At 66.8% G+C, this 13,145-nt stretch carries 13 protein-coding genes; 6 read left to right on the plus strand and 7 right to left on the minus strand.

The genetic code is table 11. The features are described 5' to 3' along the window. Positions 1-355: 355 nt before the first annotated feature. Together trmB and Q7V45_RS25560 are read right to left on the minus strand one after the other, a co-directional pair. A complete protein-coding gene (gene trmB / locus Q7V45_RS25555) occupies positions 356-1,084 on the minus strand; it encodes a tRNA (guanosine(46)-N7)-methyltransferase TrmB (RefSeq protein WP_304857172.1) in 729 nt (242 codons plus the stop codon). Between the two features lie 19 nt (positions 1,085-1,103). Continuing rightward, positions 1,104-2,648 (minus strand): acetolactate synthase large subunit, encoded by a 1,545-nt coding sequence (locus Q7V45_RS25560; protein WP_304857173.1) that lies wholly within the window; start codon positions 2,646-2,648, stop codon positions 1,104-1,106. A gap of 178 nt (positions 2,649-2,826) precedes the next feature. Between Q7V45_RS25560 and Q7V45_RS25565 the strand changes: the two genes are divergently transcribed. Beyond that, positions 2,827-3,255: a hypothetical protein gene (locus Q7V45_RS25565; RefSeq protein ID WP_304857174.1), complete on the plus strand. Its 429-nt coding sequence runs from the start codon at positions 2,827-2,829 to the stop codon at positions 3,253-3,255. A 78-nt stretch (positions 3,256-3,333) separates the two neighbouring features. Here Q7V45_RS25565 and Q7V45_RS25570 read toward each other — a convergent pair whose 3' ends face one another. Next, entirely contained in the window at positions 3,334-4,527 is a 1,194-nt protein-coding gene (locus Q7V45_RS25570; protein WP_304857175.1) for a M20 aminoacylase family protein, read from the minus strand. Between the two features lie 102 nt (positions 4,528-4,629). Here Q7V45_RS25570 and Q7V45_RS25575 point away from each other — a divergent pair, with 102 nt between their 5' ends. The 4 genes from Q7V45_RS25575 to Q7V45_RS25590 all read left to right on the plus strand — a co-directional run bounded on the left by Q7V45_RS25575 (position 4,630) and on the right by Q7V45_RS25590 (position 7,465). After that, a complete protein-coding gene (locus Q7V45_RS25575) occupies positions 4,630-5,487 on the plus strand; it encodes a glutathione S-transferase family protein (RefSeq protein ID WP_304857176.1) in 858 nt (285 codons plus the stop codon). Between the two features lie 12 nt (positions 5,488-5,499). After that, on the plus strand, positions 5,500-6,228 hold the full coding sequence (gene hisA, locus Q7V45_RS25580) for a 1-(5-phosphoribosyl)-5-[(5-phosphoribosylamino)methylideneamino]imidazole-4-carboxamide isomerase (protein WP_304857177.1): 729 nt from the start codon (positions 5,500-5,502) through the stop codon (positions 6,226-6,228). Between the two features lie 7 nt (positions 6,229-6,235). Continuing rightward, a complete protein-coding gene (gene hisF, locus Q7V45_RS25585) occupies positions 6,236-7,009 on the plus strand; it encodes an imidazole glycerol phosphate synthase subunit HisF (protein ID WP_304857178.1) in 774 nt (257 codons plus the stop codon). Between the two features lie 84 nt (positions 7,010-7,093). Continuing rightward, complete coding sequence (locus Q7V45_RS25590) at positions 7,094-7,465, plus strand: phosphoribosyl-ATP diphosphatase (RefSeq protein WP_304857179.1); 372 nt, start codon at positions 7,094-7,096, stop codon at positions 7,463-7,465. Between the two features lie 141 nt (positions 7,466-7,606). Here the strand turns inward: Q7V45_RS25590 and Q7V45_RS25595 are convergent, their stop codons facing one another. Genes Q7V45_RS25595 through Q7V45_RS25610 form a run of 4 tightly spaced genes read right to left on the minus strand, consistent with a single transcriptional unit; the run spans position 7,607 to position 12,167 of the window. Then, positions 7,607-8,443 (minus strand): hypothetical protein, encoded by an 837-nt coding sequence (locus Q7V45_RS25595; protein WP_304857180.1) that lies wholly within the window; start codon positions 8,441-8,443, stop codon positions 7,607-7,609. Next, on the minus strand, positions 8,440-9,108 hold the full coding sequence (locus Q7V45_RS25600) for an ABC transporter ATP-binding protein (RefSeq protein ID WP_304857181.1): 669 nt from the start codon (positions 9,106-9,108) through the stop codon (positions 8,440-8,442). Before Q7V45_RS25600 ends, Q7V45_RS25595 begins: the two co-directional genes overlap by 4 nt. A gap of 3 nt (positions 9,109-9,111) precedes the next feature. Next, positions 9,112-10,335 carry an ABC transporter permease gene (locus tag Q7V45_RS25605; protein WP_304857182.1) on the minus strand — a complete coding sequence of 408 codons (1,224 nt, stop codon included), beginning with the start codon at positions 10,333-10,335 and terminating at the stop codon, positions 9,112-9,114. After that, positions 10,332-12,167, minus strand: a complete 1,836-nt coding sequence (locus tag Q7V45_RS25610) for a YncE family protein (RefSeq protein ID WP_304857183.1) — start codon at positions 12,165-12,167, stop codon at positions 10,332-10,334. Before Q7V45_RS25610 ends, Q7V45_RS25605 begins: the two co-directional genes overlap by 4 nt. Positions 12,168-12,299: 132 nt before the next feature. Between Q7V45_RS25610 and Q7V45_RS25615 the strand changes: the two genes are divergently transcribed. Beyond that, on the plus strand, positions 12,300-12,992 hold the full coding sequence (locus Q7V45_RS25615) for a hypothetical protein (protein ID WP_304857184.1): 693 nt from the start codon (positions 12,300-12,302) through the stop codon (positions 12,990-12,992). Positions 12,993-13,145: the final 153 nt, after the last annotated feature.

Genomic DNA, 13,145 nt, shown 5'->3' on the forward strand with positions numbered 1-13,145 from the left:
GACTTGGCGGATCGAATGGCCGGCCTGGTGTAGCTCGGCAACCTTGCCGCGCTCTTCAAGACTGAGCTGGTCGTATTGTTCGCCCATTGCAACACCCTAAGCTGGTGTTGCACTTCGTTTGTGAATTCAGGGGGACCTTTAGAGCCACCGACAAAGGTCCCTCGCTGCGCTCGGGATGTCAAAGTGGGTACAAATAGGGCCGGCTGGACCAGACTCGGGGTCCTGAGTCGGACACTCCCTGGATTGTAACGTGTCGTTGCCGCTGCTGGCGATTTGCCGGAACTCTTCAATCTTTCCCCGGACACTCCTGCATTTGATTGGGGAGGAAGGCACCTGGCGTCTTTCAGCGGCGTCGCTAGCGCCGTCTCAGCCGAAGGAAGACCGGCTTGTGGCCCGCCAGCATCTTCTGCTCGTAGCGTGTGGGCGGCCAGTCGGCGGGGCGGCCGCGCCAGTCGGCCGGGCTCTCGGCCAGCCACTCGAAGTCTGCATGGCGACAGGCATGCTCGACCATCCAGGGCAGGTAGCTCGGATCGTCGGTGGCGAGGCGCAGCTCGGCACCCGGCTTCATCAACCGGGCGAGCACGTCGAGGTTGGAACGCTGCACGAAGCGGCGCTTGTGATGGCGCGTCTTGGGCCACGGGTCGGGAAACAGCACGAAGGCGCGCGACAGGCACCCGGGCGGCAGGGCCTGCATCACGAAGCGGGCGTCGTCGGTGAACAGCCGGACGTTCGACACGCCGGTCCGCTCGATATGCGCCAGGCACTTGGCGACGCCGTTGATGTAGGGCTCGCAGCCGATCAGGCCGACGTTCGGATGCTGTTCGGCCTGCCAGACGAGATGCTCGCCGGCGCCGAAGCCCACTTCCAGCCACACGCCCTCGGCCGGCAGCGTGCCGCCGAAAGCCTGCGCGAGATCGATCTTCGCGGCGCTTTCGGCAACCTCGTTGTCGGGCGTGACGATGGGTTCGGCCGGCAGGGCGACTTCGAGGCGAGGCAGCAGCGTGTCGAGCAGCGACTGCTGCCCGGCCCGCAGTTTCTTGCCCCGTCGACGGCCATGCAGCGTGCGTCGGCGGGCTTCTTCCATGATGCTTCCGGGGCGATCCCTACATGATCACGTCGATGAGGTACGGACCCTTGTGCGCCATGGCGTAGGTGAGCTGCTTGGTGAGCTCGTCCAGGTTGGTCGCCTTGCCGCTCGCCACGCCCATGCCCTTCGCCAGATCGGTGAACTGCAGGGTCGGGCGGTCGAGGGTCAGCATGTCGATGGCGCGCGGGCCGGGGTTGGCGGCGCCGACATCGGCCAGCTGGCTGTAGAGGATGTTGTAGGAGCGGTTCGAGAAGATCATCACGCAGACGTCGAGATTCTCGCGTGCCATCGTCCACAGCGACTGGATCGTGTACATCGCCGAACCGTCGCCGATCATGCAGATGACCTTGCGGTCCGGGCAGGCCACGGCCGCGCCGACGGCGACGGGACCGCCGAAGCCGATCGAGCCGCCCATGTTGTTCAGCCAGTCGTGCGGCGGCGCGCCGGCGCTGAACGGGAAGAAGCCGCGACCCGTCGTCACCGATTCGTCGACCACGATGGCGCCTTCCGGCATCGTGGCACCCAGCGCCTGGCCGAGACCGTCGAGCGTGAACTTGCCGGTCGGACGCTCCGGACGGCTCGGCTGGGCGATGCCCTCCGGCTTCACGTTCATCGCATCCAGTTCCATCGCCAGCGCCTCCAGCGAACCGATCGGATCGCCCTCGACCGGGCAGAGCGTGGAGATCTCGCAATCGTCGGGCGACAGGACCGACGGCTTGCCGGGATAGGCGAAGAAGGCGAACGGCGCCTTGGCGCCGCACAGCACCATCTGCTTGGTGCCCTTGAGCTGGGCCAGCGCATTCTCGACCACGAAGTGCAGGCGCAGGACCGGAATACGGCCAGCGCCACGCTCGATGCGCGCCGTACCGCCGGCACCCTGGACCTTGCAGCCGGTCTTGGCGGCGATCTTGCCGGCCAGTTCGAGGCCGCGGGCGCGCAGGGCCCGGCCGCCGATGAACAGCATCGCGCCCGGCATCTTGAGCGCCTTGGCCGCGGCCACGACCGTCTCCTGGGAGGGCTTGTCCGGCGCCGGGGCGGCGGGCGTCTCGGCCGGGCCGTCGGCTTCGCCCCAGGCGGTGTCGGCCGGCAGGATCAGGGTCGCGATCTGGCCCGGCGCCACGTTGGCGGCCTGGATGGCCAGCGCGCCATCCCCGGCCACCGTCTTCGACGTCGGCGAGGTCTTCACCCAGTGCGAGAAGGGACGCGCGATGCCTTCGATGTCGGCGGTCAGCGGCGTGTCGTACTTGATGTGATAGAGCGCGTGCTCGCCCACGATGTTGACCACACCCGAGCCCGCCTTCTTGGCGTTGTGCAGGTTGGCCGCCGCATTGGCGAGGCCGGGACCGAGATGCAGCAGGGTCGAGGCCGGCTTGTCGGTCATGCGGTAATAGCCGTCGGCCGCGCCAGAGCAGACGCCTTCGAACAGGCCGAGCACGCAGCGCATGCCCTCGACCCGGTCGAGCGCGCCGACGAAGTGCATCTCGGAGGTGCCGGGGTTGGCGAAACAGACTTCGACGCCGCCCTTGACCAAGGTGCGGACCAGACTTTCAGCTCCGTTCATCGATTCCCCCAAACACGGATGATTCAAAATCGGCGGCACCCTAGGCCACTCGCGCCGTTAACCCAAGGCTCTGCAATAGCCGAAGATTCCTTGTTTCGAACGCTCTCCCTTTATTCTCAACAGCTTGTTTGCTAGATTTGAAGCATTATTTGAATTCTTAAGTACGAAAGTCTTTTCCATGAGCCATTCGGATCCTTCCGACAGCTCGGCCGACCCGCTTTTCGTCGTCGGCGCCGATCTCGTCGAATTCGACCGCAGCGATCTGCCGATCTACGCCCTGCCGGCCTCGCGCTGGGCTGACGCCGGTGCCGAAACGGTATCCTACGGGGCGCCGCTCGACCGGCTGTTCGGAGAGCCCGGCGAGATCTTCGTCGATGGCGGGCCGGGTACGGTCACTGACATGCTGCCCCCGATCGGCGACGACGCTCTGGTCGTGCTGAGCGACCTGTCCGACGGCGTGATGCTGCCGGCGAGCGACCAGGCCGCCACGATGCACGAAAGCGCGGCCGTCTATGATTTCGCCGCCGACACCCATGTCGTCCTGCACGTCCAGGACGGCATCAACTGGGACCAGCCGGATGCCGGGTGGTCTTTCGACCACCACTAGGCCGAGCGAAGCTCGGCCGGCGAGCGTCAGGACATCGCCTTGCGATGTCCGGGAGCGCTGAAGAAAGACCGATCCCTTTTAGGCGGCGTCGCCCAACTCGAGCTGGACGAGGTTCATCCAGTAGGCTGCGCCGGTCGTCAGGATCTGGTCGTTGAAGTCGTAGAGCGGCGAATGCACGTTCTGGCAGCCGCCCTCGCCCGCGCCGCCGTTGCCGATCATGATGTAGGCGCCCGGCTTCTTCTCCAGCATGAAGGCGAAATCCTCGGCGCCAGCCAGCGGTGACGTGTTCGCCTCGACATGTTCGCGACCGACCGTCAGCGCCGCAGCCTCGACGGCGACCGCGGTCTGCTCGGCGGCGTTGACCAGCGCGGGATAGCGGCGGTGATACTTGGAGACGGCCTCGCAGCCGCCGGCCTGGGCGATGCCCGCCGCGACTTCGGCCAGCCGCCGCTCCAGCAGGTTGCGCACGTCGGCCGAGAAGCTGCGGGCGGTGCCGCGGATCAGCACTTCCGACGGGATCACATTGGGCGAGCCCGGCGTGCCGGCCGCGATATGGCCGACGCTCAGCACCGCGGCCTGGCTCGACGGCACGTTGCGGCCGACGATGCCCTGCACCGCGACGATGAACTGGGCCGCCACGAAGGTCGGGTCGGTGCCGCGATCGGGCATGGCGCCGTGGCCGCCGGTGCCCTTGAACACGACCTCCCAGCTGTCGGACGAAGCCAGCATGGCGCCGGTCCGGATGGCGAAGTGGCCGACCGGGAAGCCCGGCATGTTGTGCATGCCGTAGACCACGTCGCAGGGAAACTTCTCGAACAGGCCTTCCTCGATCATCACGCGCGCGCCGCCGAGACCTTCTTCGGCCGGCTGGAAGATGAAATGCACGGTGCCGGCGAAGTCCGGCGCCGCCGCCAGTTGCTTGGCCGCGCCCAGCAGCATCGTCGTATGCCCGTCATGGCCGCAGGCATGCATCTTGTTCGGGATCGTCGAGGCGTAGTCGAAGTCGTTCTTCTCCTGCAGGTGCAGCGCATCCATGTCGGCGCGCAGGCCGATCGTCTTCTGGCCCGGCCGGTTGCCCTTCAGCGTGCCGACCACGCCGGTCGTGGCGAGGCCACGATGCACCTTGAGGCCCCACGAGGTGAGCTTGTCGGCCACGATCTGCGCGGTCCGCTCCTCCTCGAAGGCGGTTTCGGGATGACGGTGAATGTCGCGACGGATGGCGGTGAGGTCGGCCAGGTCCGCGGCGAGAAGGTCGGGGGTGTAACGGGTCATGCCGAAGACTAGCGTCGGCTGTCGCAAAAGGAAACGCGACGCCGGTTGCCCGACGAGCGGCGTCCTGCGAGGTTGCTGCTCCTTCATCCTGGGTGAGCGGTCATGACAGAGTTCGCTGGCGCCAGACCCCGCCTCTATCAGACGCCGTCCTCCTACTATTCGATGATCGCGCGCCTCGCGCTCGCCGAGGGCGCCATCGCCTACGAGCGCGTCTTCGTCGACATTCACTACCGGCTGGGCCAGCAGCAGCCGGATTATGTGCGGATCAATCCCGGGATGACCGTGCCGACGCTGGAGCTGGCCGACCGCGTCCTGATCGAGAGTCGCGACATCGCGGAGTATGCGCTCGGCGCCGCGACCGACGCCCAGTCGAAAGACTGGATCGACCTCCATTATGGTTATCCGATCGAGGAACTGACCTTCGGCGGCATTCTCGCCCGCAATCCGCTGGCCCGGATCATGATTCCGAAGCGACTGGAAGCGGCGCGCCGCCAACTCCTCGCGCACGCCGCCCGAAATCCCGATCTCGCGTCCGTCTACGAAGCGCGCGCCGCAGTCTTCGCCCGGCGCGTCGCCACCTTCGAGCCGGACGCTGTCGTGAAGCTTTCGGAGCGGCGCCGCATTGAGGCCATCGGCTTCATGGACCGGCTCGAGCAGGCACTGCGCGATGGCCGTGCGGTGCTGGTGCCACCGGCCTACGGAGTCGCCGACGTCGTCTGGACCGTATTCCTCGGACGCATGGAGTTCGCCGGTCTCGGCGACGAGATCCCCAAACGCCCGGCGCTGGCGCGCTATTGGAGCGCCATGAAAGCGCGTCCCAGCTTTCCCGCCGCCGACATCTGGACGAAGTTCCACATTGGCCGCCTGATCGGCGGGATCCTGGGCATCGGCAGGGGCTGGCGGCGCGGATCGTCCAGGCGAGCCGGCCGGGGGGTGGCGTCCCTGCCCGCAACGCGCTAAAGCCGCGCCGCCATGATCCTTTTCCCCGCGATCGACCTCAAGGACGGCAAGTGCGTGCGCCTTCTCCGCGGCGACATGCAGCGTGCCACCGTGTTCAACGACAGCCCGGCCGCCCAGGCCAAGGCGTTTACCAATGCCGGCTGTGAATGGCTGCATCTGGTCGACCTGAACGGCGCGGTCGAGGGCCATCCGGTCAACCGCGCGGCCGTCGAGAGCATCCTGAAGGACGTCGAGGTACCGACCCAACTGGGCGGCGGCATCCGCACCATCGAGAGCATCTCGCAGTGGTTCGACGCCGGCGTGCAGCGGATCATCCTGGGCACCATCGCGGTCAAGGAACCGGGCCTGGTGAAGGCCGCCTGCAAGCAGTGGCCGGGCCGCATTGCGGTCGGCATCGACGCCCGCGAGGGCATGGTCGCCGTCGACGGCTGGACCCGGCAGAGCACGGTGCGCGCCCTCGATCTCGCCCTGCGCTTCGAGGATGCCGGCGTCGCGGCCATCATCTACACCGACATTGATCGCGACGGCGCCATGGGCGGCGTCAATGTCGATGCCACGGTCACCCTCGCCCAGCATCTCACGACGCCGGTCATCGCCTCGGGCGGCGTCAGCTCGCTCGACGATCTGCGCGAGCTGCGGCCGACCGAGGAATTCGGCATCATCGGCGCCATCGTCGGCCGCGCGCTTTATGACGGTCGCGTGACGGTGCCCGACGCGATCAGCGTGCTGAAGGGCGAGTAGCGGCTCGATGCTCAAGGTTCGCATCATCCCCTGCCTCGACGTCAAGGACGGCCGCGTCGTGAAGGGCGTGCAGTTCGTCGGCCTGCGCGATGCCGGCGACCCGGTCGAGCAGGCGCGGATCTACGATGCCGCCGGCGCCGACGAGCTCACCTTCCTCGACATCACAGCCAGCCACGAGAACCGCGACACCATCCTCGACGTCGTCGGCCGCACGGCCGAGCAGTGCTTCATGCCGCTCACGGTGGGCGGCGGCGTGCGCCAGGTGGAGGATATCCGTCGCCTGCTGCTGGCCGGCGCCGACAAGGTCTCGATCAACTCGGCCGCCGTGGCGCGGCCGGAGTTCGTGCGCGAAGCGGCCGAGAAATACGGCGACCAGTGCATCGTCGTGGCGATCGACGCGCGCAGCAGCGGTCCCGGCAAATGGGAAGTCTTCACCCATGGCGGCCGCAAGGGCACCGGCCTCGATGCAATCGACTGGGCGCGCCGCATGGCGGAGTCGGGCGCCGGCGAAATCCTGCTCACCTCGATGGACCGCGACGGCACGAAGTCGGGCTTCGACCTCGACCTGACGCGCGCCGTGTCGGATGCGGTGCCGGTGCCGGTGGTGGCCTCGGGCGGCGTCGGCACGCTCGATCATCTGGTCGACGGCGTGACGAAGGGCGGCGCCTCGGCGGTGCTCGCCGCCTCGATCTTCCACTTCGGTGAATTCACCATCGTGCAGGCGAAGGAACATCTCGCGCGCGCCGGCGTTCCGGTACGACAAATCTCGCGCGCCGCATAGTTTTCGCGTAATGTTCCGGACGCCCGTTCAAGAGGCGCGTTCAAGTTTTCGATCGCCTGTCCCCCGAGGCGACGGAGTTCCCGGATGGCGAAGAAGAAAAAAGCCAAGAAGCCCCAGCGGCCGAGCATTGTTACGGTCGACGAGCATGTGCTCGATCGCCTGTATCTCGTGATCGACAGCCGCAAGGGCGCCGACCCGGAAACCTCCTACACCGCCCGCCTGTTCAGCCGCGGCCGCCAGCAGATCGCCAAGAAGCTGGGCGAGGAAGCGGTCGAGGCGCTGATCGAAGGCATCCAGGGCGACAAGCCCAAGCTGATCGCCGAAAGTGCCGACATGCTGTACCACCTCCTCACCCTGTGGGCCGCCGTCGGCGTGAAGCCCAAGTCGGTGTGGGACGAACTCGCCCGCCGCGAAGGCCTCTCCGGCATCGCCGAGAAGGCGTCACGCAAGCGGTAACGCCTGTCGTCCTGAGCGCAGCGAAGGACCTAACGGAACGACCGAAGTACCCCGTAGCGGGCGTTAGATTCTTCGCTTCGCTCCAGAGCGGGGGTTACCCCGCTCGCGATGACAAGAGACAGTAGCTCCGTCGTTTCCCACTCAATGCGGTGGCATCGGGATGAAGATCGGCGGCGTGCGGGTCGACTTGCTGCGCGCCTTGATGTCCTCGTCGTTGGCGCCGTGCGGCTTCAGATAGACATAGTAGGGGGTCCGCCGTTCGACGACGTCGTTGCCCGGCTGGGCCTTCTCGCTGACCAGCAGGTCCGACTGGATGCGGACATGCATGTAGCCGGGGATCAGCTCGGCCCAATTCTGGACGTCGGGCGTGAAGAGGACGTCGAACGTGTAGCCGTCCACGACCTTCACCACGCCCCAGCTCACGCCCTCGGCCGGGCGTGACGGCACCTGCTGCCAGACCATGCCCGCCTGCACGTAGACCGCGACGGCATTCAGCATGACGTAGAGCGGTCCCGCCGGGCTGACATTCTGCAGGAAGAGCGTCATGCGATAAGACTTGCCGTCGGGCTCGTAGGAAATCCCCTTCAGCTCGACATAGAGCGAGCGCGTCGCGGTATTTTCGAGCAGCAGCCGAGCGTGGCGCGCCTCGCGCAGCGCGCGCTCCTGGTAGAGGCCGACGCCGGCATCGATCGCGAAGCCCGTCAGCAGCAGCATGACCAGCCCGACCAGCACCGGCGAACGCCAGAGATCGAAGCGGCGGCCGAGCTTCACGGCGACGCTGCCGGGCACATCGACCTTGCGCGGCGCTGCCTCGCGCAGCTCGTTCAGCAGGCCGCCCTGCGCCTGCGGAGTCTCGACCGGCGTTGCGGCGCCCAGCCGTCGCCGCAGCACGCGCACTTCGGACTGGGCGGCGCCGAGCTGCCGGCGCAGATCGGCGACCAGCGCGTCCTTGTCCTGCTCGGAAGACGGCACGCTCATGGCACGAGCGTGCCGTGGGCGATGTGCACGATCTGCTCGGCCTGTTCGGCCAGCGCCAGATTGTGCGTGACGAGGACCAGGGTCGTGCCGCGCTCGCGATTGACCGCCAGCAGCTCGTCCATGATCTCGATCTCGGTCTGCTCGTCGAGGTCCGAGGTCGGCTCGTCGGCCAGGATCAGCGCCGGCTCGTTGATCAGGGCGCGGGCGATCACCGCCCGCCGCTGCTCACCGGCCGAAACCTCGGACGGATAGGCGTCGAGATAGTCGCCCAACCCCATCTGGCCGAGCAGCGCCGCCGCCCGGGCATAGGTCGTGGACGATCTGGCGCCGCCGCCCAGCATCGCCGGCAGCGCGACATTGTCGACCAGGCGCAGCGTGGGCAGCAGGCTGGCGAACTGGAACACGTAGCCGATGCGCTTGTTGCGGAACGCCGCCAGCGCGTTCTCCGACAGGCTCCAGATGTCGGTGCCGTCGACCGTCACCTGGCCCTGCGACGGCCGGCTGAGACCGCCGATCATCGCCATCAGGGACGACTTGCCCGATCCCGACCGCCCGATGATCGCGGCGTAACGGCCGGCCGCGATCTCGAGGTCGATGCCGGCCACCGCCGCCACCTCGCCGCGTTCGGTGACGTAATCCTTGCGCAGGCCGCGGCAGGTGAGCATCGCCTAGCCCTCCCCGCGCACGAGATCGTAGGGATCGCGCCGGCTGGCGCGCCAGGCGGGATAGAGCGAGCCCAGCGCGCCGATAATCGAGGCCATCACCACCGCCGCCACCGCGACGATCACGATGCGCGGCCCGTCGAGCCAGACGAAGGGCACGCCGATATTCTCGAGGTAGTAGACCAGCGACCGCTCGTAGAGGCGCATCACCAGGACGCCCAGCGCGACGCCCAGCACGCCGCCGGCGCCGGTGGCGATCACCGCCTCGATGACCATCATGCCGACGATCTGGCCGCGCCGGGCGCCGATCGCCTTGAGCAGGCCGAGCTCGCCGCGCCGTTCGGTGACGATCGCCGAAAACAGAACGCTGACCATCAGGGCGGTGCTGGCGAACATCAGCACCATCAGGGCGAGGATGCCGTTCAGCAGTGCGGCCAGCCCCTGGCGGATGCCGCTCATGGTCGAATCGCCGGTCACGACCTTGACGCCCTTCAGGGTCGAGAGGATGGCGAAGCGCGCCTGCAGCGGCGTGGCGCCCGGCGCCAGTTCGACGAGGAAGCCGCTCACCTTGCCCTTCTGCAGGACGGCGGGCGGACCGCCGCCATGGCCGTGCCCATGACCATGAATAGAACCGGCCAGGGCTTCGAGCGTGTCGAAGGTCATGAAGACGCCGCGCTCGTGCGTGCCGACGCCGGTCTTTCCCAGCCGTCCATAGACCGTGTGCGCCTTGCCGAAGATCAGCAGCTCGGAGCCGAGGGGCGCGGCCCGCGCCGCCCCCAGGATGACGTCGCCCGGCCTCATGTCGCGATTGATCTTCTCGACCAGCCAGGGGCGCACGGTGAAGTCCAGCGCGGCATCGAAGCCGATGAGATCGACCGAGTCGTGATGGCTGCCGATTCCCGAATGCTCGACCCGCGCGATCTTCTGCGGCGCGGCCCGGCTCACGCTGGCGATGCCGGCCCGGGCGAACAGGTCCTGGTCGAGCACGAGATCGGTCGGTTCGACGGTGAGCAGCGCCGCGGTGATGTTGGTGAGCGCGCCTTCGGGCACCACCATCATGTCGGCGCCCAGCCGCGTGAATCCCACGGCCATGCTGCTGTCGATGCTGCGCATCAGGGTCGCGCCGGTGAAGACGACCCCGCTGGCCACCGCCACGGCCATGATCAGCAGGAGGCTGCGCGCCTTGCGGCGCCCGAGATTCTGCAGCGCCAGGCTGGCGAGCAGCCTCAAAGCGTACAGGAGCGCGTGTGCTTCATGTGCTCCAGCTTGGTCGGGATGATCACGCAGTCATGGTGCCCGCCGTTGCTCGGCAGGATGCCGACCAATGTGTCGGTCGAGGTGTCGATCACCGAGATGCCGCTCGACTGACGCTGGAAGCCGCTGAACGGCGTCAGCACGTATTTGCCGTCGTAGGTGATGGCCGGCGTCTGCAGGTCGGGCCCGATGCCCTGGATCTCCTTCTTGATGGTCCAGGTCTTGGTGTCGATCACCATGATGCCGCTGTAGGCGGGCGAGGGATGCAGGATGGACAGGTACAGCTTCGAGCTGTCCATCGAGAAGACCATGTGGAACGGGTTGGGATACTTGCCGCGCCACAGCGGATCCTCGACATGCGCCACCTTGCGCCACTTGGTCGGGTCGGGATCGCTGCAGGAAAAGATCGAGCAGTTGTTTTCCCGCAGGTTGTTCATCATCACGAGGAACTTGCCGTCGGGCGAGAAGCCGATCTCGTGTCCCGGCGAGTGAATCTTGTCGAACACGACCTGCCACGTGTCCTTGTCGATCTGCTCGACCTTGTACTGGTCCTGCGAATCCTTGTTGAACTGCAGGAAGGCGGCCGGCTCGAAGTTCTTTTCGGGATCGAGGATGCAGATGCCGCCGCACAGGCGCACGACCGTCGCGGCCCAGCGGCCCTCGGGATGCCAGATCGTGCCGTCGGCGCCGGTGAGCGTCAGCGGCGCCTCGCCGGGCAGCGAGCCTTCCTCGACGAACAGCTCGCCCATGGGCACCATTTCCCAATCGATCTTGTTGCCCTTGGTGCCGCGGAGATTGTAGAGGCCGGTCTTCTCGTCGGGATAGATCTTCTTGATGGTGAGCGTGCCACCCTTGATCCAGGCCTCGCGCAATTCAGGGACATTCGGCGTCCAGTCGAAGCGCAGCGCCGCCTTCACCTTCGAGGTGGTGCGATCGAAGCAGGCGGCGATGTCCTTCTGGCCGTCGGTCACGAAATAGGACTGGGCGTCCTTCGGATTGACGGTGACGTGCACGCCGAGGCCGAGTCCGGTCGTCTCCGACACGTTCTCGATCATCTGCATCTGCGTGCCGTCATAGCGCACGCGATAGATGTTGGTGCCGCCCGGCACGTTCTCCGCCGTCACGTTGGTCGGGATGCCGTAGATCAGGGAGTTCTGGCCGCCCTGGGTCGAGTTGACGAATTCGAAGCCGTGCGTGGGATCGGAACTCGGGAAGGCGCAGAGATGATGGCTGATCGGGTTGTAGTCGCCGTAGTTCCAGTACCAGATCGAGCCCAGCACGCGATTGGAGTTGAGATCGATCGCGTAGGTGCCGCCGCCCATCTTGGTCGGCAGCAGCGCGACCCAGTTGCCGAGGCTCTGGCCCCGGATGTCGGCGCGCGAGTCGACGACTTCGCGGGTGATCGGCGATTGCTGCGCGCCGGTGCCGGCGGCCCTGATGACGCCGTTGTCCGAAGAGGAGCCGCCGTTCATGGCGCTGTAGCCCAGCACGGCAACTTCTGCGGCGGCGGCGGTGCCGACGGCGACGTTCAGCATCGTGCGCCGGCTCACCTTCGTCTTGACCTTGGGCTTGGCTGCCTCTTCGCGGGCCTTGCGCGTGGCCTGCTCGTGCTTGGCGACGAGATAGGCCTCGAACTCCTCGCGGTCCTTCGCGAGGACCTCTTCGTTGCGCTTCAGGAATTCGTCGATCGAGTTCCTGACGGCCGGGACGTTCGATGCCGTACCTGGTTCGAGCGGGGTGATGAGGGACGGGACGGCTGCATCGGGAGAAACCGTGGCGGTCGGTGTTTCTCGGGTTGGCTCAGACATCGGCTGCTCTCCCCTCTTTGCAAGTGCGCGAAGTCTAAGCACGACTTTCTAGAAAACGCATTCGCAATTTGCAGTCGAGGTCGCTGATTTCGACCCGCATTGCGAGTAGGCTCTCCACGAAGGAGTTCTTCGATGGACTACGCCGTCATCATCAGCGCCATCGTGCTCGGCCTCTCCGTGCTCGCCACGGCGGCGAAGTTCCTGGACTGGTTTCTCCACTCCGATCCCAAGACGATGGTCCGCACGCTGCGGTGGCTGGCGCTGCTGCTCGTGATCGTGGCCATTCCCCTTCTCGTGATGATGATCATGCGCGAGCAGTACGCCGGCGCGATGCTGCTGGGAGCGGCGATGATCCTCGTGCCGACGTTCCTGAAATGGCGCGCGATCCTCGTGCCGCTGCGGGCTGCGTTCGCGCAGTTTCGGGGAAAGCCGCAGCCTTTTGAAATGCCGCCGGTCTGGCAGGATCCGGCGCCGCCCGATCCACGGGCGCTGCAGCACGCGGCGGCCCTGCTCGAAGCCTATCTCAAGCGCGAAGCGCCGATTTCTTCAGCGCAACGGCACATATCTGCCTCGCCGGATTCAGAGGTCGAGGAAGGCATGACGATCCGTGAGGCCCTCGACGTCCTCGGCCTCACCGAAGGCGCCGACCTCACCAGCGTCCACACCGCGCACCGTCGCCTGATGCGCGGCGCCGACCCCGATACCGGCGGCTCGCCCTATCTCGCGGCCAGGATCGACGAGGCGCGCGACGTCCTGGTCGGCTTCCTGCGTCGACAGGGGAAGCCTGTCGAAGCCCCGGGGCGGCCGCGCCTCCTCAAGGGCTGAGGGCGGCTCACTAGTCGCGGAACACGGCCAGGTGAAAGGGCCGCTTCGCCGGCTTGCCGGCGACATCGTAGGTATGGACGTTCATCTTCATCGGGTCGGCCATCAGGCCGACGGTGCAGAAGCCGGGTTCCACCGCTTCCTGTTCGGTGCTGC

It is taken from the genome of Reyranella sp., assembly GCF_030651995.1.
Lineage (GTDB): Bacteria > Pseudomonadota > Alphaproteobacteria > Reyranellales > Reyranellaceae > Reyranella.